Genomic DNA, 18,158 nt, shown 5'->3' on the forward strand with positions numbered 1-18,158 from the left:
TCCAGATGCTTTTATTCCCGGGTTTTCAGCACAGCAACCAGATCCAGCGCTTTCAGGCGCCACCACGCAATCACTCCGGACGCCATCGCTGACACCACCACGACCAGCGCTGAAATTGCCAGCGTCTGGCTGGTGATGGTCAGAGGTACCCGGTAGAGCTCTGTCTGCATGGCCGTAACAATGGCCAATGCCAGTCCCTGCCCGATCAACCAACCCAGCGGCACACCCAGCATGATCAGCAACGCCACCTCGCCGAGCAGTATGTGCGCAACTTCGTTATGGGTGTACCCCAGCACCCGGAGACTGGCCAGTTCTCTACCCTTTTCGGCCAGGGATATCCTGATGGTATTGTAAACAACACCGAATGCGATGATGCCGCCCATCAGGCTGTTGAAGAAAGTGAACGTCAGGAAGGTCTTGGCCAGGGTGTCATAGAAGCTGTCCAGCATGGCCTGGCGAATGCTGAGCCCCAGAACACCGGGCGTTTCCCTCAGACTGTCATAGATCTCGCCGGCTCTTTCCGGATCAAGGTTAATCATGGCCTGATTGATCAGGGGGCCGTCGCCCAGAGCCCGGTTGAGAGCATCCAGGTTCATGTAGGCACCCACACCGAGAAATTCACTCGTAATGCCTGCAACAGGGACCTGGATTGTCCGTCGGTCACCCTCCAGCACTTCCAGTCGGACAATGTCCCCGGGAGTAACGCCCAGCTCTTCAGCGAGAAAATCCGTCAGCAACAAGCCTTCCTTTGGCAACTGGACCCGCGCCAGATTGCTGTCCACAACGAACTGGAGTCTTGCATCCGAGGGGATGCCGGTTACGGCGCTGCGCCACTGACGGTGACCAAACGTGAGCCGCGCCGGCACCAGTCGTTTTCCCTCGACATAGAGAATACCGGGCTGTCGCTGAAGCGTGTAAATAGCGGAGCTGTTGACCGGATCTATGAACGCCGCCGCCAGATCCTGTTGCTGCACCCGCGCAAACTGGGTGTGAACCATCAGGGACACGGAATCAAACTGAAAATTGCCCACCATCACGATGGCGGTTGCCATCGCAATGCCACTCATTGAGAGCAGGGTTCGACCGGGACTTCGATCCAGCTGACGCACAATCATTCTCGACGGCTGAGAGAAACGAATACCGGAGAGCAGCTTCTCGGCACCGGCAATCCGGTACCTTGCCGGCCCCTCTGGTCTCATGGCCTCGGCCGGGGGCAAGGCCGCGGCTTGACGAATTGCCCGCCAGGCCCCTGCCCAGGCCACCAGTATCGTCAACAGGCCAAGCAACACCAACCAACCCGGATGAATACGGAACAACAGCCCCGGAAACCGGTAGTAATCCATGTAGAGCTCCGCCAGCCCCCGACCTAGCCAAAATCCAAGTGCGAGCCCCACCGCCAGACCAATCACCGCAATCAGTATCACCAGTTTGCTGTAGTGCCAGGCAATCTGTCGGTTGCCGTATCCAAAGGCCTTGAGCACCGCGATGACATCCCGCTGGGTACTGATTAAACGGCTGATGACGACATGCAGAAGAAACATGGCGACCGACATGAAAATCAGAGGAAACACCGTCGCCATGGTCTTCAACTGGTCCAGTTCGTCACTGAGGAACCTGTGCGAGAACTGATGCTCCCTGCCATAGACGCCTATCGCCCCGTACCTGGCCAGGGACCGATCCAGATGATCAATCACTGTGGCATCCGACATGTTGGATCGCAGGGTCACCACAAGGCTGTTGAAAGCCCCGACCATATCAAACCCCGCAGCCAGCGCTTCCCTGTTCATCCACAGCACGCCATAACGCTCATAGTCCGGCAGCATCCCCCCCGGAGGAATCACATAAATAAACTCCGGCGATTCGACAATACCGGTCAGGACCAGCGACTGGCGCCTGCCATTGATGATGCCCGTAAACCGGTCACCGAGGGACAGATCGTGGGCTTCGGCAAAGCTTCCGATGGCCACGACCTCCTGGTTGCGTCCCGCCATCGGCAGTCGTCCCTCACGGATGAAAAGTCGGTTGATATCGGGTTGCGAGTTCGGTGGCAGTGACACCAGGCGGGCCGACACGGGATCCGTATATCCGGGCATCTCAAGCTTGGCGATGCCCTCAACCCGGCCTTCGGCGCGGGCCACCCCGGGGATCTTCGAAATCTCCTGCAGGACATGACGCGGGGCACGTTTGACGGCTGCAAACACTTCGGCAAACCGGTGATGCTCGTAGTACTGCGCGCGCGTCTCCATAAGAGAGGAATAGTTCAGAACGGACATGACACACACGGCTACACCACCGGCGATCACCAGAGCGATGGCCACCACCTGGCCACGCAATTGCCAGAGTTCGCGCCGCAGTTTGATGTTGAGCGCGTTTCTGCCCATCAACTTACCTGCTCAGTCTTTTCACCATGACAGGGTCCGGGGATCCTGGCGCTCAGAATTGCGGTGTTCGCCGCTGATGTTGCCATCGGAAAGGGTTATGACCCTGTCGCCCATGGCCGCGATCGAAGCGTTGTGGGTGATAATAACCGTCGTGGTACCGGTTTCCCGGTTTGCCCTCGCCAGGGCCTCAAGGACCAGCACGCCAGTGGCTGAATCGAGCGCTCCCGTGGGTTCGTCACAAAGCAGCACAGCCGGACGCTTGGCGACAGCCCGGGCAATGGCAACTCGCTGCTGCTCACCACCCGACAACTGAGCGGGAAAGTGATCAATGCGCGCTTGCAGGCCCACCAGGGCAAGAGCCTCTTCGGGCGCCATGGGGTTGGATGCAATCTCGGTAACAGCCGCCACGTTTTCACGGGCAGTCAGGCTCGGAATCAGGTTGTAGAACTGAAATACAAAACCGACGTGTTCCCGACGGTAACGGGTCAGTTCCCGATCGCCGGCCTTGCTGAGGTCTATATCCCGGTAGTGGACCTCCCCGGAGGTGGGAACGTCCAGCCCACCCAGGATGTTGAGAAGCGTGGATTTACCCGAACCGGAGGCGCCAAGCATGACGACAAGCTCGCCGCCAAAAAGATCCAGATCGACGCCACGTAGCGCATGCACCTGAACCTCGCCCTGATCGTAAGTCTTGGTCAGCCCTCGTGTATGAAACACTGGCAGTTCTGAACTGCCTGCCGTCCGTGGTTCCACTGTGTCAGTCAGTCTTCGGCACAGTCGACACAGACCGTGGTATACGGCAGCACCTGCAAACGGCGCGGGTCGATGGCTTCGCCGCAGGATTCACATTCGTCGCCCACACCGTTCTCGATACGCGCAAGTGCGTGTTCAATCTGCACCAACTCTGCACGGGTTTCCGTTTCGAGCGAGTCGACCACCTCGTCATTCTGGGTCTGGGTAGCCTGTTCCTCGAAATCCTTGTCCAGCGCACCAGCCTCCCGGTGCTGATGGGCTTCATAGCGGGAAAGTCGGGCCGTCAGGTCTGCCTTCAAGGTTTCCAGTTCGGATTTCCGGTCAGTCATGTGGTGCCTCCTGCCTTGCCGGGAAAACATTCTCTTACAGTAAAGCATAAGCTGAACCCGGGATTGATGCTTGTCAAAATTGCGTCACGCCGGCTGAGGCAGAATGGAACTCCATCGATTCTTCATGCAAAGGAGTTGTGACCATGAACACTGAGCTTTTTGAAAAAGCGACCCGACTGAACGAGACCCTGGTTGAGCAGTTCGGAAAGGCCGCGGAAATGCAGATGAACGCCTTCCGCCGCTATGCCGATGTCACCATGGAGCAGGCCAAAAAGGTGTCTGAAGTCCGTGACCTGGAAGGCCTGAAAAGCCTTACTGGCGATCAGGCGGAAACTTTGAAATCCCTGAGCGAGCAGTTCACGGCAGACTGGAAAGCCTGGCAGGACTACTTCAATGAAAGCCGGGAGCAGATTCAGAAGGTGTTCGAAAAAGCGCCGGAAGAAGTCACCAAGGCCAGCCCGAAAGCTGCCAAATAGGGGATACCCATGTTCGGTCTGGATACACTCGGGAAAGCGGTTGGTCAGCTCGTCAACGTTTTTGAAACGAACGTCCGCCAGGGACAGCAGCAATTGGAGAAATTGCTGGGGGACGCTGGCGTCCTGGATGATGCAACCCTCTCCACGATCACGGAAATGTCCGACGCTTACCGGACAATGGCCGAGGATCTTCTTCTCCATCCGCTCCGGTTCGCCGGCGCGGAGCTGGATCTGGCCCGCAAACATGCCGCGCTGGGGTCTTACACCCTCGCCCGGCTGATGGGTAAGGACAAGAAGCCCGTTGTGGAACCCGAACCCGATGACCGGCGCTTCCAGGCCGACGACTGGCACAAGCATCTGCCGTTTGATGTGCTTCACCAGGCGTACCTGATCAATTCCCGCACGTTCCTGAACTGGGTAGCCGGCATGGAAGGGTTGCCCCAGGCCGGGCGGGATCAGATGCTGTTTTACGCCCGGCAACTGACCAGCGCGCTGTCACCGTCCAATTTCCCGGCCACCAATCCGGAAGTGCTTCGGATTACCTGGGAGCGCAAGGGGATGAACCTCGTCGACGGTGGGCGTCAGCTCATCGAAGATCTGCGCCAGAACCCATCCCTGTTCAATGTTGGCATGACGGATCGCTCCGCCTTCGAGGTTGGGCGCAACCTGGCAACCACGCCGGGCAAGGTGGTCTTTCAGAACGAACTGATGCAGCTGATCCAGTACTCGCCAACAACCAAAACCGTCAGCAAACGCCCCCTGCTGATTGTGCCGCCCTGGATCAACAAGTATTACATCCTGGACCTGACGGCCAGGAACTCCTTTATCCAGTGGTTAGTGAACCAGGGGCAGACTGTTTTCATTATCTCGTGGCGCAATCCTGGCCCTTCCCTTCGGGACAAAGGCTGGGAAGACTATATGGAGCTCGGGCCGCTGGCTGCCATGGAGGCTGTAACCGAAGCCACCAGCGAAGAACGGATGAACGTGATCGGCTACTGTATCGGTGGCACCCTGCTGGGCTCAACACTGGCCTGGCTGAAGAAAAAAGGCCGCAATCCGGTAGCCAGCGCCACCTATCTGACCACCCTGCTGGACTTCTCGGACCCGGGTGGAATCGGGGTGTTTATCAACGATCACTCGATCCGGGGCATTGAGAGAATGCTTGAACGCAAGGGCTACCTCGACGGCCGTGCCATGGCGTTCACATTCAATCTGCTGCGGGAAAACGAGTTGTTCTGGTCGTTCTGGACCAATAACTACCTCAAAGGCGAGAAGCCTGCGGCGTTTGACCTGCTGTACTGGAATACCGATGGCACCAATCTGCCCGCACGCATGCACAGTTACTATCTGCGCCAGATGTACCTGAATAACCGATTGGTGCAACCTGATTCCCTGAACCTGCTCGGGGAATCCATCAACCTGTCCGAGATCGAGGTGCCCTCGTTCTTCCTGTCTGCCCGGCAGGACCACATCGCCAAATGGAAAACAACTTATAAGGGAGCCCTGGCCCACGGCGGCGATGTCCGCTTTGTGCTCTCCGGCTCAGGCCATATCGCTGGCGTGATTAACCCGCCCTACAAGGAAAAGTACGGCTACTGGACCAACGACAGACTGGTGCCAGACGCAGACGCCTGGTTCGAGCAATCCGAACACCATCCGGGCTCCTGGTGGCCCCACTGGCTTGAGTGGATCGGGCGCTTTTCCGATGGAGACGTACCGGCCCGAGTACCTGGAGAAGGCAAATTGCCCGCCATCGAAAATGCTCCGGGTAGCTATGTGAAGGTCAAGGCAGCCGATGCTGCTAAACAGTAACCCAAACGCTTTACCTCTAAAGGCAAGAACAAGACGCCCGACCCAAAAACGACAAAAACCAGGAGTGACCATGGGGCGACCGCTACCGATATCCCGCATCATGCACAGCGGTCTTCTGTTGCGTTGCCCTCCGCAAACGTCAATCGCGGAGGCGGCCGCGCGTATGGCTGAAAACTCGGTCAGTTCGATTCTGATTTCTGATAATGACAAGGTTATCGGCATCTGGACCGAACGGGATGCCCTGACCGTCGATTTCTCCAGACCGGAAAGCTTTGAGCGACCGGTCAGTTCCGTTATGAGTGCCCCGGTGCTGACACTCCCCTGCGACATGGATGCTGGCGAAGCCGCACTGCGTTTCCGGGAAACCGGCAAACGCCATTTTCTGATCGTCGATGAGTCCGGCACCCCCTCCGGCATTCTTTCCCAGACTGACCTAGCCCTGAATCAGGGGCTGGAACCCTACCTGCGCTTGCGGGAAGTAAGTACTGCGATTACCCACCCCCCGCTCGTCACCGATGGCAAGCTGCCACTCTCCGAAGTGGCTGCGATCATGCACCGTCAGCAGGCAGATGCCATCGTGGTGGATTGCCACGACGGCGGTCTCGGGATCCTGACCGAGCGGGATATTGTGCGCCTGATTGCACGTAATACCGGCAACGCATTGGCTTCTGACCTCGCCACCCGGCCGCTGTTAACCGTTGGCGAGTCGGACCCGTTGATTCACGCCAGGGACCTGCTGATCAACCACCGGATTCGCCATCTGGCAGTAATCAATAGCCAGGGAGAAGTGACCGGTCTGATTGGCTACAACGATATGCTCGCTGGCGCCGAACAGATGTATCTGGACGATTTGCGAGACGCTCTTGAGCAGAGAGACCGCGCCCTTGCCCAGTCCCGAAAGACTCTCCAGTTGGCAGAGCGAGTCATCGAGTCTTCTTTCGAGGGCATTATGGTAACGGACAGGAACGTGAACATTGAGTTCGTTAACCCTGCATTCACGCACCTGACCGGCTACAGCCAGGACGAAGTTATCGGCAAAACGCCGCAGATTCTCTCGTCAGGACGACACGACACCGAGTTCTACCAGCGGATGTGGAACTCTCTGGTTACCCATGGCTATTGGCGGGGTGAAATTTGGAACCGGCGCAAAACCGGAGAACTCTACCTCGAGCTGCTGACAATCACCGCCATTACCGACAACGAGGGTAACACCACCCACTACGCCGGGCTGTTCACCGACATCACTCAGAACAGGAAAAACGAGGATCAGATTCGCCAGCTGGCTTATTACGACGCGCTTACCGGCATTCCGAACCGACGCTTGCTGGAAGACCGACTGGAGCACGCTATTCGGCATGCCCACCGACGCTCCTCACTGCTTGCCGTCATGTTTATGGACCTGGATCATTTCAAAAACGTGAACGACCAACTTGGCCACGCCGCAGGCGACGAACTGCTGCTCCAGTTCACGAGTCGGGTCCAGAGCTGTCTGCGTGAGGACGATACCCTTGCCCGATTGGGCGGGGACGAATTTATTGTCCTGCTGCCCGATCTGGAGCATGTTGATGATGCCTATCGGGTTGCGGAACGCCTGATCGCCCAGAACCAGGAACCCTATCGCATAGATGGCACGACTCAGCGTGTAGGTTCGAGCATTGGCATCAGCCTTTACCCCCAGGATGGCTCGACGGCATCCGAGCTGCTGCAAGGTGCGGACATCGCCATGTACCGGGCCAAGCAGGACGGTCGCAATCTGTTCCGGCTGTTCACCCCCGAGGTTGCTGCGGGCGCCTGATCTCGCCCCGCCTTTGCCATTGTGGCACTATAGCCCGCTCGAAGAATGGCGGAGAATCCCCCGATGTTTTATACCACCCTTGCGGCGATTGCGGTTGCCATGATCCTTTTTGCCTGGCTGGGACTCAGGGCCCGACTTGCAGACGGCAGCCTGGATGATTACGTAACAGCGCGGAACAGCCAGGGGGCCAGGGCCCTGGGACTCTCTTTTCTTGCCTCCGGCATGGGTGGCTGGATTCTATTTGCACCGCCTGAGGTAGGTGCACTGGTCGGGCCTTTGGCGCTGGCAGGCTATGCCCTGGGTGCCGCCCTGCCGTTCATTGTGTTCGCCTTCTGTGGCCCGGCCATCCGCCGATTCCTGCCCGAGGGACGCAGTATCGGCGAGTTCGCCAACGCCTGCTATGGCAATGGCGTGCGCCGCTATGTCTCAATGATCTCGGTACTCTACATGCTCTGCTTCCTGACCGCGGAGCTCACCGCCATCGGTGCCATTACCGCGCTGCTCTCCGGCATAGACGGTGGCATTGTGGTTATTGGCGTGGCGGTCACCACACTGATATACACGGCCGTCGGCGGCCTCCGGGCAAGCATCGTCACCGATCAGTGGCAGGCATTATTACTGATCGGCTTGCTCGCCATTGTCAGTTTCGTCGCCCTGGGCAAACTCCCGGACGCAACACCCGCCGCCCTGCCGGACATACCAACCTCTGCATCTCTGAGCGTGGCGCTGACGTTGGTAATCGCGGTAACCGCCGCCAACCTGTTCCACCAGGGATACTGGCAACGATTGTGGTCAGCCCGTGACACCGGTGCCCTCAGTCGTGGGGCTCTGCTAGGCGGCGCAGTCACCATCGGCGTTGTCGCCGTAGTGGGCGGGCTCGGAATCCTGGCCGCCATGCGTGGCGCCGACCTGGGCAGCCCTCCAATTCCGTTCTTTGCCTTACTCGCTGATGCTCCGGCATGGCTTGCTTTACCGGCTCTTATTCTGGCCATCACCCTGGTCGCTTCGTCGGTGGATACCCTGCAGAACGCGCTTGCTTCCCTGGCGGTTACCGAGAAACAGGGCCTGTCCATAATCAGCGCCCGTTGGTTCACTGTGCTGCTGATGATTCCGGTCGTTCTGGTAGCGCTTCAGGGCATTTCCGTACTACGGCTGTTTCTGATCGCCGACCTGCTGTGCGCCACGGCGGTGCTGCCGGTGCTGATGGGACTTTGGAGAAAGATGACCACTCGGGCGGCGATTCTGGGCTGCCTGGCAGGGCTTTTCGGAGCGATTCTGCCAGGCTGGATTTCCGGTGGCAGCCTGATGGCAGGTCTGGAAGCTGCGAGTTTTCCGGGCAGCATTCCGACCCTTATGCCATTCGTTGGAGCCCTTGCAGGCTCCGGTCTGGTGAGTCTCGCGATTGCGGTTGTGACCCCGAAACGCTAGGCGGAGGTTATGCTGTCCAGTCGGTTAACTGGACAGCAATTCAATCGGGTACCTGATCTTGGTCTGGTCGACGCCCGGCCGCGCCCCGAAATCCACCAGCCTCAACCGGTTACAGATCTTGTTCTCGAGCGCCGGCTCATTCAGCGTTGATTCAACCACTGAGCAACTGGACACCGCACCGTTAGGTTCGATGACCAATTCCGGTGTGATACTCCCCTGGAGCGAAGGCTTCCGTCGCAGCTCCCGGTTGTAGATGCTGTATATTGCCGATTTGTTGGCGTCCATGGTTCGACGCAACTCTTCCTTGCTTCGGGTTCGGGCGGCGGTCTCCTGCTTTTCCTTTCGGGCAGCTTCTTTCACTGCGGCAACCCGCTCTGTCTCCGCAACCTCTGCGCGCTGGCGCTCAGCAAGCGCAACCTGACGAGCCTCCCGGTTCAGAGCCTCTTCGTTGACACCACTGCTCCGGGTATTTTCCGTAGCACGGGTTGCGAGCGTATCGCCGGTTTTCCGCGCAATTGGTTCAGCAGTCTTCGCTACCGGCCCATCAAGCTTGACCGACTCTGCCAGGGAGCTGAGTTTTGACAGCTCGTTCCCCATCGCGAGAATACCGGTGTTCTTGGCCTTTTCCCGGGCTTTGGCCACCTCTTCAGGTTTCGGTTCCGGCTTGGGCTCAGGTTCTTCTGCTACCTGTGGTTCCGGCTCAGGTTCCGGAACCACCGGTTTGGGAATGGGCTCCGGTTCGGGCTCAGGCTTCGCCTGCTCCACGGGCTTTTCCTCGGGTTTCGGTGGTTCTGGCTCAGGCTCGGGCACAACCGGTTTTGGCGGTTCCTTTTTCTCGATGATCAGTTTGGCGAGTTGGGGTGGCAAGGCCTCCTGTTCCTCACGGTCCCGCTCTGGCAGTTCTATCCAACTGACATAGCCTGCAAAAGCCAGGAACAAAGGCACCACAACAACGGCTGCGGCAAGCAGCCGCTTTCGCTCACCGCGTTCCTGATTCCAGGGCAATCCATACCGGTAATCCATAAGGCTCAGGCTCCCTGTTCCGTACGCTGATTAACCGCCAGGGAAATGCTGGCATAACCGGCGTCCACACAGGTGGACATGATTTTCTTGAGCAGCTCGTAAGGAAGTTCCCGGTCCGCAAGAATGGTAATCGGACGCCCTGCATCCGGCGCTGGCGCCGACGACCGGCTGGCCTGGTAGTCGAGCTCCTGCTTCAGGGATGGCTCAACCTGCCCGTCGAAGGTCTGGAAGGCGTCGCGTTTTACCACCAGTCGACCATTGACCAGAATATCCCTGTCGGTCACCGTTAATGCCAATACATCACCCGGGGGTTGTTGGGCAGTCGAATCGGGCAATTTGATGGTGCTGTTCTGGTTGAGTACCTGCACGTCAGACGAAGAGTTCACCATCAGGAAGAACACGAGGATGGTAAAAATATCCATCAGCGACACCAGGTTCATTTTTCCCTGGCTTTTGTTGCGCCGGTAATGACGCTTCAGACGACGGGCTTTCGCGGATTCTTTCATGAACTCACCTCCGCGGAGCCCGAGGCCTGGGCAGGCGCATCTCCGAGGGAGATTTCGGGGAACAGTTCCGCCTCTACAACACTCCCGGCCACTACGGCTTCATAGGAGCGTACCGTATCCATCACGGAAACCAGGGACTGATAGGAGGTCTGGCGGGACGGCATGATGATCACATCCTTCTTGTCCGGCACCCGACTCTTGATCTCTTTCATGACATCCTTGAGCAGAGCAAAATCATACTCGCCCTCACGCCGGGGTATGTCCTTGATGACGCCGCCCTGGTTATCTGCAACAACCAGCCGATCTTCATAGATCACAACCTGGATCTGCAGTTCTTCGGCCTGCTCTGCCGACAGGCTCTCGCCTGTCGGGAAGTTCAGTTCCAGAACGCTGGTGTGGGCAAACACCATGTTCAGCAGCAGTACCGGCACCAGCACAATCATGAGATTCATGAAGGGCGTGATGTCGAGATCTGCCTCACTTTGTAGGCGACGATGCTTCCGTCTCATGGCCTGACATCCTTCTGGCTGGTTATCAGGCCGGGCTACCGGCCGGTGTCGCTACCTGTGCCGGCGCAGCGGCAGTCTGACCCTGAGTTTGTGCACCGGACTTATTGCCGGAGCCATCGCTGAGAAGGTTCAGAACCTTGATGCCGGCCATCTCGAAGCTATCAACAATCTCGTTGGTCTTGGTCTGCAGCAGCGAATGGATCAGGAGCATCGGAATGGCTGACATCAGGCCAAACGCCGTGGTGTTCATGGCGACCGAGATACTCTGGGACAAGAGGCTTGCTTTCTGGGCCGGATCCGCTGCGGCTACTGCGGTAAAGGCGGCAATCAGACCGATGATGGTACCAAGCAGGCCCAGCAGCGTGGCAATGTTGGCCAGCGTTGCCAAATATTGTGTGCGCTTTTCCAGCCGGGGCATAACATCCAGCAGCCCCTCTTCCATGGCGTATTCGATCTCTTCGCGACCCTGGCGGCGGGCCAGACGCTGGAGGCCGAAGCCGATCATGGTGGACATGGCACTACCGGACTCCTGAGTATAATTCAGTGCGCCCTTCAAATCGCGCTTTGCAATCATCTGGTGGAGGCGGTTGAAATCCCGACGGTTGGTCAGTTTCTGGGCGGAAAGGTAGACGTAACGTTCAATGGCAACAATGAGTCCGATGATCAGCACAACGGCGATCGGAAACATAAAAAAGCCACCTTCCTGGAAGAAGCGAACGGCGGTATCGATCATTTTCTGGGCACTCCATGGTCCGGTTTTCAGATCAGTCTATGCGCGTCCTGCCCCTGTGCGGGTAAGTTCGCGAAAGTCTGTGTGAGGGTTTGTTTAATCTTGCGCAGGTACACACACAGGATGTGACAGGCATCACATCCTATTCCCCGGTTTCTGCCTGATTCTGTTTGATAAACGCCTGGTGGTAGCTGATGAACCGCTGAAATTCATAGCGCTCCAGCGGCGCGAGGCCCTGGTCGACCATCAGGCGTTCTTCCGGCGCTCGCAACTCGTCGACTTGCGGTGGCTGCCAGGGCACCAGATACATCACAGTAGGCACTTCCTGGTCACCACGAATGCGGGTGCCTTCAATGGTTACAACACCCGGGGCGTCCTGGGCATACAGCATGGGCGCTGCAGGCAGCAGCGCGGACGCAGCCAGAGTGAGCAATACGAGACGTTTCATATCACCTTCTCCCCATCAGATTCGGTTTTTCGCATCGAAGATCCAGTCTTCCAGTCTCGGGTGTGTCTCGCCGGCAACCGATTGATAACGCTCGTAAAGTTCAACGGCACCAGCAGGATTACCCAGGTAGATATCGAGCAGAAAGGCGAGATTAAGGATCGCCGGGGCATATTTCGGATCCGAGGACAGTGCGGCGCGATAATACTGCTCCGCTTGATCGAATTCTCCGGCGTTCCGGGCAATCACGCCCAGATGATTCAACGCCTGGACATGGTCGGGATTTACCGCCAGCGCCGCCTCAAACCATTTCGTGGCGGTCTCGGTGTCGCCTTCGTTGAAAGCAATGATTCCCAGGTTGACCATGGGCCCTGCCTTTTCCGGGTAGTCGCTGGCCAATTGCTCGAATCGGGACCGGGCTTCGGCAACATCTCCCCGCTCCATAGCTTTTACTGCTTCGCTGAATGACGCCTCAAGAACCGCCTGCTCGGCTTGTTCGTCTGACTCCGGCTGCGGCGGGGCGGTCACACATCCAGACAGCACGGATATCACGACAAGACAGAATCCGAAGGTCTTAATCGAGCTCATAGACAACCCCCGAGGTTACTTCTTCTTTCCGGTAGCGCCCTGGCAACAGCACTTTCAACGCCTCGTAACTGCGCCTGACCCACTCATCAAAAATGCCCTCCCGGGCCCGCCGGATATTCTGCTCGTGAATACCAATGGCGTTGTCTTCGAATGGATAGGCCTGCTCTTCCAGCAACAGCTCGTACTGGGCCAGTTCAAGCTCGCTCAATCCGGTAGGCCGCTCAGAATCCATCAGATCTGCGCCGAGGCGTCCATAGATATGGGCAATCTGATAGCCCGCCTCGGTCGAGAACGAGGAGAGTCCGTAACTGGCGGTTTTCTGATAGGCATTCACCGCCCTCTCCAGCGCATCGGTTTTCGCAGTCATGCTCTCGTTCAGAGGGAGCGTCAGGCGAATGCTGTCATACCGGGCAAGTGCCTCCCGGGCAAGGGTCGCCGAGGCTGACGCCGCAAGGTAACGCATGCGATCGTCCGCCGCCTCAGGGGCGTCGTCCACCGTTTCCATCTGCTTGCGCAGCCAATAATCCCGTCTCTCTGTGTCCCCCTCTTCCTGATAGAGCTCGGACAGTCGATTGGCCGCTTCCATATAGACATCCGCCGGCTCTGGATGGCTGTTGGCATAGTCGCGCCAGGTGTCGATCGCCTTTTCCCGGTTGCCCGCCTGATCGTAGAGTTCTGCGGCAATCAGCAGATTTTCCCGACGCTCTTCGGGCGTTGTCGCCAGGGCTACCATTTGCTGAAGTTCGTCTGCGGCTCGCTCCCACTGCTCCGTTTCGCGATAGGCCAGCGCCAGTTTTGCCGGGACCGTATCAATCAGTTCGTGATCCGGGAAAGACCTCCGGAAACTGGTCAGCACACTGATAGCCTGATCCCACAGATTGGCGGTGATCAGAAGTGAGGCAGCATCGTATTCCGCATTTGCCCTCAAAACGGACTCGGGGACGGCACTACCGACTCGCAGGAATTCGCTGACTGCCGCCTCCACATTGCCGGCATCTGCCAGCTGCTCGGCCTGCCGATAGACTGCTGCGGCGAGATTCTCGCGCACACTACCTCTGCGTTCATCGTTTTCAGCCATGGTGGCGAGGGCATCACGATAGGCCTGCTCCGCCTCCGCGTATCGCGCCAGTTCAGACAGACTGTGGCCAGACAGTAACAGGGCTTCGGTGGTCAGGTCAGACGGAGGTGCCGGCTGCCAGGTAACAAGACGGGCTGCCATGTTGACCGTCTCTTCCCAGTTGTTCTGATCAAACTCCCGTTGCAGCGCAATGTAATACACGGCCGGAGCCCGGGGATCATCCGGGAACGCGTTGGCAAATCGCAGCCGATTCAATTGCTGCAACTCCTGATAGGCCCTCTGGTCCGATACGGGCTGGTTGTCCCATGTCTTTGCGTACTCCCGGAAGGCGAGCACAGAGGCATAGCCTGCTTCAGCGGCGCGCTCGGGCACCCTGTCCCCGGGGTAGTCATAAGCAACCCGCTCAAACGCTGCGATGGCTGCCGGCCAGTCTTCCAGTTCCAGATAGGTCTCTCCGAGGAGGAAAAGGCGCTCAGGTGTCCGGGGGTGATCGGGGAATGTGGCTGCAAATTCTGCGTAATAACGGGCGGCATTGCGGTAGTGACCATCCGCCTGCTGATCATCTGTGGCCTCCCCTGCCAGCAGATACTGACGGTCTGCCAACTCTGGCAAGAGCTGTTCCAGTTGCTGTTCGATGAAGGCGATCGCATCGGGGTCTGCTGACTGCCAGTAATCACTGTAGATACCGTAAAGGCTGACAAAGCCGGCCTTTCTGTCAGGAATAGTCCGGGTGAAGCCGGCAAGCTCCAGGGTATCGATGATCCGTATGTGGTAGCGCGGCGCCCAGGGGCTTGCCGGATGGTCTTCTATATAAGCTTCATAGACATCGATCGCGTCAGTGTACTGCTCCCTTTCCAGCAGGAGCTCACTGTAGCGGTCGTAGACCAGAATTTCGTAGGGACGCCCACCAGTCTGGCGAAACAGCGCCTGAAGGGTTTCCGCTCCGTCCAGGTATGACAGTGACAGACCCACTACCCTGAACAGATCCTCGATCAGGGTCTGGCTCCGCTGGTCCACATCTCCAACCGGTTGCCCATCGGGCATCACCAGATCGAGTACTTCAACGTAGCTGAACAGGGCCTCCTGATATTGCGCTTGCTTGAACAGGCTCCAGCCTTTCATGTAATGCGCGTTCACAAGGAACGAGGCATCGGCCATGCGTTCCTGGCTGGCAAGGGTAACCTCGTCGAAGGCCTGCTCAGCATCCTGGTACCGGCCATCGATGAACAGCAGATCGCCCCGACGGAACTGGGCTTCAATCCAGTATTCCGAATCCGGATAACGGCGGACCAGCGTATTCAGCGCATCCAGCTGCTGGGGCGTCGCCCCCCGAAGTTCCCAGGCCCTGGCAAGCTGATAGTAGATCTGGTCATTGCCCTCGCGTTCTGGATATTCAGACAAAAGACGCTGATAGGCATCAATCGCACCGGAGAGCTCATCGACGGCTGTATCCGCCATTTTCCGCTCCGCTCGCTGTAACTCCAGATCGGCCAATCGATGCCGTATCGTGACCTGTTTACGGGGATCGTCCACGAGTGGCAACAGCGCGTTGTAGCTTTTCATCACCGTCTCGATGGAGACATCGCTCGCTTGTTCACTGTCAGCGTCTGCACCTTCAGTGGATTGCCGAACGTCGGTTGCCGGCAGCGCTGCCAGGGTGCCCTCACGCACCCGGGGCATTTCCTCGTCGCCGACGGGCATTATCGACTGCCACATCTGGCAGCCACTGACCAAGACAAGGGCGCCGGCAATAACAAGCCCTCTAACGATGTTTCCAGGCGCCCAGTTATTCATCTGCAACACCTGCACTCTGCGATGCACGGAACAGCTGATCCGCCAGCCTCGCCTGGGCATGGCGGGAGGCCACCAGATACCCGTTCAGTTCTTCCTGCTGGGCTGCAAGCATGTTGTCTACCTGGCGCACGAGAGCTCGCCGGGCATTCCCCAGTGCATCGGCTACCTCTGCCCCAAGGTTCGCGAGTTCCCGCTCACTGGCAGCGATACGTCGAGCCAGTTCGGCATGGCGGCTGTCATCGGCCATCAGAGCTTCAACCCGCTGCCGTTGGACCTGGAAGCGTTCCATTTCACTGTCCAGCTCACGCAACTGCTTTTGCGCCGCCCAACGGTTCACCCCGTAATCATCAGCAATCCACCAGTCGAAGTAGGCACGCATCCTCTGATAGGTCGCGCGCTGGCTGTCGGTGGTCGCGTCGTCAGGCAAGCCCGCCAGGGTTTCTTCAACCTCATCGAGCTTGTCCCTCAGTGCTTTCTGTTTTGTGGTCATGAAGAAACCGGCGTCTTCCTCGGACACCGCAGCAGATATCTTGTCTCTGAACGCCTGATGTAGCTTTTGCCACTGGTCAGCTTGCTGGTTTTCCAGCTCCCGACGGGTCTGGGCAATGCGAACCTGACGTTGCTGTTCGCGGGTCTGAAGCATGACTCGGAAGGATTCAAACCGGGACTGCCGTTCAGCAATGAAGGACTGCATCCGGTAGAGTTCGTTCAGTTCGGCGAGGGCCTGCTGGAACGTCTCCGATGCCAGCACTTCCGCCATGCCGAAATCGGTCGGCTCCACACGCAGTCGCCCGTAGGAATCCGTAAGAATCCCGTCGCTATCACGGCTGAAATCCAGCTGCGCCATCAGGCTCTCTTCACTGAGTCTATCCCGGATTCCGTCGAGCTCCTCGATCCGGGCCTGGTAATGATCGGCTGCCTTTTGAAAAGCGGGCAATGCACTCTTCGGCCGGTTCATCTGCTCTAGAACGTAGGCCCTGGCAAACGGCACCTGTTGGCGCCAGGGGAGAAACAGATCGCGATTCGCGAGGGTATCGAGAGCATCCAGTGCCCGCTCCGGCCTGCCCTGCCCGGCGGCAGCTACCGCGTAGTCAAAGAGGGCCTGATCGGCAAATACCCCGTCCAGGGGTATGTTCCCAAGAACCTCCAGGGCCATGTCGAACCGATTGTCCCTGAGATACAGCCTGGCCAGTGACAAGCGGGCCCGGCCCAATAGTCCCTCGCGCTCGTCCTCTGGTTCGGCAACATCGATAGACTGTTCGATGATGGCAATGAGTTTCTGCAGTTCCGACTCGGCCGCGACTGCTTCTCCCGCAGCCAGAGCCGAAACCGCCGAATTGTAGCGGAGGTAAAGGGACCAGGTATCAGTGTCTTCCAGTTGCGCGCGAAGCGACGCAAGTCCCGATTCCTCTCCGAACTTCGAAGACATCATGGCCAGCCGGGCTTGCAGATAAATCCACTCGCGGAACAGGTCATGGTTGGCCTCAGCCAGAGTGTCGCCATCCACGCGACCCAGATTCTCGCTGGCCAGCTGGTAATCACCTTCCAGGTAGAAAACCTTGCCCAGGTAGAACCAGGCCTGATTGCGAACATCGGGCGAGAGCGTGCTGCCCGAACCTTCATCGCCCAGCAGCTCCGTGAACAAACGGCTGGCCTCACGAGTCATTCCCCAGGAGAGCATCAGCCCGCCCTCTACCAGAGCCGGGTGGTCACCGTGACCCTCAATGCCACCCTGTTCCCGGGCAACCGCCAGCTGAGTCAGTGCCTCGAAGGCGTTGCCCTGATGGTATTCATAGAGTGCCCAACCGTAACGAAGGTCCTTCGCACGCTCTGGTTGAACATCTTCGGCCTGAGCCGGAGAAACCATCGTCAGCCAGAGCAAAGCACCGGTGAAAAAAACCGGAAGCGCTCGAAACGACGTGATCACGATCAATCCCACGACGCGATTTACTCCCACTCCACGATGGATACGGAAGGCTGATAGTTGGAAGAGCGATCCTCAACGCGGATCTCCAGAGCGGCCGTACCGGTGCCCTTTTCAAATTCCAGGGACGCGGCCTGCTTGTAGGGACGCTCATCCGGACCGATTCCCTCGATGAACGCCGTCATCTGGTGAACTCCGGTTTTCAGGTTACCCACGTACAGCCGCTGCATGCCGCCGCGTTCAAGAGCCGTGACCTGGCGCTGCGTGTAGAGATGAGAGGCTACGATCTCGTCATTGACCTTCAGCTTCACTGCATCGAGCTTCAGGAACTTTCCGGCATCCACGCTGAGAAACACCGCAACCTGGGTGTTGGCCGGAAACAACAGATCCTCTTCAAGGATGAACAAGTCCCGGTTCAGCCGGATCACCTTCTTTTTCAACGCCTCCACCTGTTCGGCGACGGCCGTATCATCGTCATCTGCTCCGGTATCTGTCTGGGCGAACACGGGCCCTGTCAGTGCAAGTGTCAGTGCTGCCAAAAGAGCCGGAAATCGATGGTTCAAGCAAGTGGCCATGGTCGTTCTTCC

At 58.2% G+C, this 18,158-nt stretch carries 16 protein-coding genes; 4 read left to right on the forward strand and 12 right to left on the reverse strand.

Features of this window, described 5'->3' with window-relative positions; genetic code table 11:
* Nucleotides 1-11: 11 nt before the first annotated feature.
* Genes SIC15_RS11930 through SIC15_RS11940 form a run of 3 tightly spaced genes read right to left on the reverse strand, consistent with a single transcriptional unit; the run spans nucleotide 12 to nucleotide 3,463 of the window.
* On the reverse strand, nucleotides 12-2,381 hold the full coding sequence (locus SIC15_RS11930; protein ID WP_412535995.1) for an ABC transporter permease: 2,370 nt from the start codon (nucleotides 2,379-2,381) through the stop codon (nucleotides 12-14).
* Between the two features lie 21 nt (nucleotides 2,382-2,402).
* Nucleotides 2,403-3,104 (reverse strand): ABC transporter ATP-binding protein, encoded by a 702-nt coding sequence (locus SIC15_RS11935; RefSeq protein WP_349344113.1) that lies wholly within the window; start codon nucleotides 3,102-3,104, stop codon nucleotides 2,403-2,405.
* Between the two features lie 38 nt (nucleotides 3,105-3,142).
* Nucleotides 3,143-3,463: a TraR/DksA family transcriptional regulator gene (locus SIC15_RS11940; protein WP_069183342.1), complete on the reverse strand. Its 321-nt coding sequence runs from the start codon at nucleotides 3,461-3,463 to the stop codon at nucleotides 3,143-3,145.
* Between the two features lie 143 nt (nucleotides 3,464-3,606).
* On the opposite strand from SIC15_RS11940, the gene SIC15_RS11945 reads away from it, so the two are divergent.
* The 4 genes from SIC15_RS11945 (at nucleotide 3,607) to SIC15_RS11960 (ending at nucleotide 8,974) form a co-directional block, all read left to right on the forward strand.
* Entirely contained in the window at nucleotides 3,607-3,939 is a 333-nt protein-coding gene (locus SIC15_RS11945; protein ID WP_069183341.1) for a phasin family protein, read from the forward strand.
* Nucleotides 3,940-3,948: 9 nt separating this feature from the next.
* Nucleotides 3,949-5,751 (forward strand): PHA/PHB synthase family protein, encoded by a 1,803-nt coding sequence (locus SIC15_RS11950; protein WP_412535996.1) that lies wholly within the window; start codon nucleotides 3,949-3,951, stop codon nucleotides 5,749-5,751.
* A 163-nt stretch (nucleotides 5,752-5,914) separates the two neighbouring features.
* Nucleotides 5,915-7,546, forward strand: coding sequence for a diguanylate cyclase domain-containing protein (locus SIC15_RS11955; RefSeq protein WP_412535997.1), 1,632 nt, complete (start codon nucleotides 5,915-5,917; stop codon nucleotides 7,544-7,546).
* A gap of 63 nt (nucleotides 7,547-7,609) precedes the next feature.
* Nucleotides 7,610-8,974, forward strand: coding sequence for a sodium:solute symporter family transporter (locus SIC15_RS11960; protein ID WP_412535999.1), 1,365 nt, complete (start codon nucleotides 7,610-7,612; stop codon nucleotides 8,972-8,974).
* Between the two features lie 24 nt (nucleotides 8,975-8,998).
* Here the strand turns inward: SIC15_RS11960 and SIC15_RS11965 are convergent, their stop codons facing one another.
* The 9 genes from SIC15_RS11965 to SIC15_RS12005 form a co-directional block, all read right to left on the reverse strand.
* Entirely contained in the window at nucleotides 8,999-9,997 is a 999-nt protein-coding gene (locus tag SIC15_RS11965; RefSeq protein ID WP_412536000.1) for an AgmX/PglI C-terminal domain-containing protein, read from the reverse strand.
* A 5-nt stretch (nucleotides 9,998-10,002) separates the two neighbouring features.
* The gene (locus SIC15_RS11970; RefSeq protein WP_064228964.1) at nucleotides 10,003-10,503 is read right to left on the reverse strand and encodes an ExbD/TolR family protein; all 501 of its coding nucleotides are present in this window, start codon (nucleotides 10,501-10,503) and stop codon (nucleotides 10,003-10,005) included.
* Nucleotides 10,500-11,012, reverse strand: coding sequence for an ExbD/TolR family protein (locus SIC15_RS11975; RefSeq protein ID WP_023009970.1), 513 nt, complete (start codon nucleotides 11,010-11,012; stop codon nucleotides 10,500-10,502). The genes SIC15_RS11970 and SIC15_RS11975 overlap by 4 nt, the downstream gene beginning before the upstream one ends.
* 25 nt (nucleotides 11,013-11,037) lie before the next feature.
* Nucleotides 11,038-11,745, reverse strand: coding sequence for a MotA/TolQ/ExbB proton channel family protein (locus SIC15_RS11980; RefSeq protein WP_069183336.1), 708 nt, complete (start codon nucleotides 11,743-11,745; stop codon nucleotides 11,038-11,040).
* 139 nt (nucleotides 11,746-11,884) lie between these two features.
* On the reverse strand, nucleotides 11,885-12,190 hold the full coding sequence (locus SIC15_RS11985; RefSeq protein ID WP_069183335.1) for a hypothetical protein: 306 nt from the start codon (nucleotides 12,188-12,190) through the stop codon (nucleotides 11,885-11,887).
* 15 nt (nucleotides 12,191-12,205) lie between these two features.
* Entirely contained in the window at nucleotides 12,206-12,775 is a 570-nt protein-coding gene (locus SIC15_RS11990; RefSeq protein WP_412536001.1) for a tetratricopeptide repeat protein, read from the reverse strand.
* A complete protein-coding gene (locus tag SIC15_RS11995; RefSeq protein ID WP_412536002.1) occupies nucleotides 12,762-15,647 on the reverse strand; it encodes a tetratricopeptide repeat protein in 2,886 nt (961 codons plus the stop codon). The genes SIC15_RS11990 and SIC15_RS11995 overlap by 14 nt, the downstream gene beginning before the upstream one ends.
* Nucleotides 15,640-17,574: a hypothetical protein gene (locus SIC15_RS12000; protein WP_412536003.1), complete on the reverse strand. Its 1,935-nt coding sequence runs from the start codon at nucleotides 17,572-17,574 to the stop codon at nucleotides 15,640-15,642. Before SIC15_RS12000 ends, SIC15_RS11995 begins: the two co-directional genes overlap by 8 nt.
* 20 nt (nucleotides 17,575-17,594) lie before the next feature.
* On the reverse strand, nucleotides 17,595-18,146 hold the full coding sequence (locus SIC15_RS12005; protein ID WP_069183333.1) for an AraC family transcriptional regulator: 552 nt from the start codon (nucleotides 18,144-18,146) through the stop codon (nucleotides 17,595-17,597).
* Nucleotides 18,147-18,158: the final 12 nt, after the last annotated feature.

The sequence above is a fragment of the Marinobacter sp. MIT932201 genome (assembly GCF_047123295.1).
GTDB classification, from domain to species: Bacteria; Pseudomonadota; Gammaproteobacteria; order Pseudomonadales; family Oleiphilaceae; genus Marinobacter; species Marinobacter salsuginis.

Excerpts from the sequence above, each read along its gene's own strand:
- SIC15_RS11965 (WP_412536000.1), bottom strand. The coding sequence starts at position 9,997 with ATGGATTACCGGTATGGATTGCCCTGGAATCAGGAACGCGGTGAGCGA.
- SIC15_RS11930 (WP_412535995.1), bottom strand. The coding sequence starts at position 2,381 with ATGGGCAGAAACGCGCTCAACATCAAACTGCGGCGCGAACTCTGGCAA.
- SIC15_RS11945 (WP_069183341.1), top strand. The coding sequence starts at position 3,607 with ATGAACACTGAGCTTTTTGAAAAAGCGACCCGACTGAACGAGACCCTG.
- SIC15_RS11970 (WP_064228964.1), bottom strand. The coding sequence starts at position 10,503 with ATGAAAGAATCCGCGAAAGCCCGTCGTCTGAAGCGTCATTACCGGCGC.
- SIC15_RS11960 (WP_412535999.1), top strand. The coding sequence starts at position 7,610 with ATGTTTTATACCACCCTTGCGGCGATTGCGGTTGCCATGATCCTTTTT.
- SIC15_RS11940 (WP_069183342.1), bottom strand. The coding sequence starts at position 3,463 with ATGACTGACCGGAAATCCGAACTGGAAACCTTGAAGGCAGACCTGACG.
- SIC15_RS11950 (WP_412535996.1), top strand. The coding sequence starts at position 3,949 with ATGTTCGGTCTGGATACACTCGGGAAAGCGGTTGGTCAGCTCGTCAAC.
- SIC15_RS11975 (WP_023009970.1), bottom strand. The coding sequence starts at position 11,012 with ATGAGACGGAAGCATCGTCGCCTACAAAGTGAGGCAGATCTCGACATC.
- SIC15_RS11980 (WP_069183336.1), bottom strand. The coding sequence starts at position 11,745 with ATGATCGATACCGCCGTTCGCTTCTTCCAGGAAGGTGGCTTTTTTATG.
- SIC15_RS12005 (WP_069183333.1), bottom strand. The coding sequence starts at position 18,146 with ATGGCCACTTGCTTGAACCATCGATTTCCGGCTCTTTTGGCAGCACTG.
- SIC15_RS11985 (WP_069183335.1), bottom strand. The coding sequence starts at position 12,190 with ATGAAACGTCTCGTATTGCTCACTCTGGCTGCGTCCGCGCTGCTGCCT.
- SIC15_RS11990 (WP_412536001.1), bottom strand. The coding sequence starts at position 12,775 with ATGAGCTCGATTAAGACCTTCGGATTCTGTCTTGTCGTGATATCCGTG.
- SIC15_RS11995 (WP_412536002.1), bottom strand. The coding sequence starts at position 15,647 with ATGAATAACTGGGCGCCTGGAAACATCGTTAGAGGGCTTGTTATTGCC.
- SIC15_RS11955 (WP_412535997.1), top strand. The coding sequence starts at position 5,915 with ATGGCTGAAAACTCGGTCAGTTCGATTCTGATTTCTGATAATGACAAG.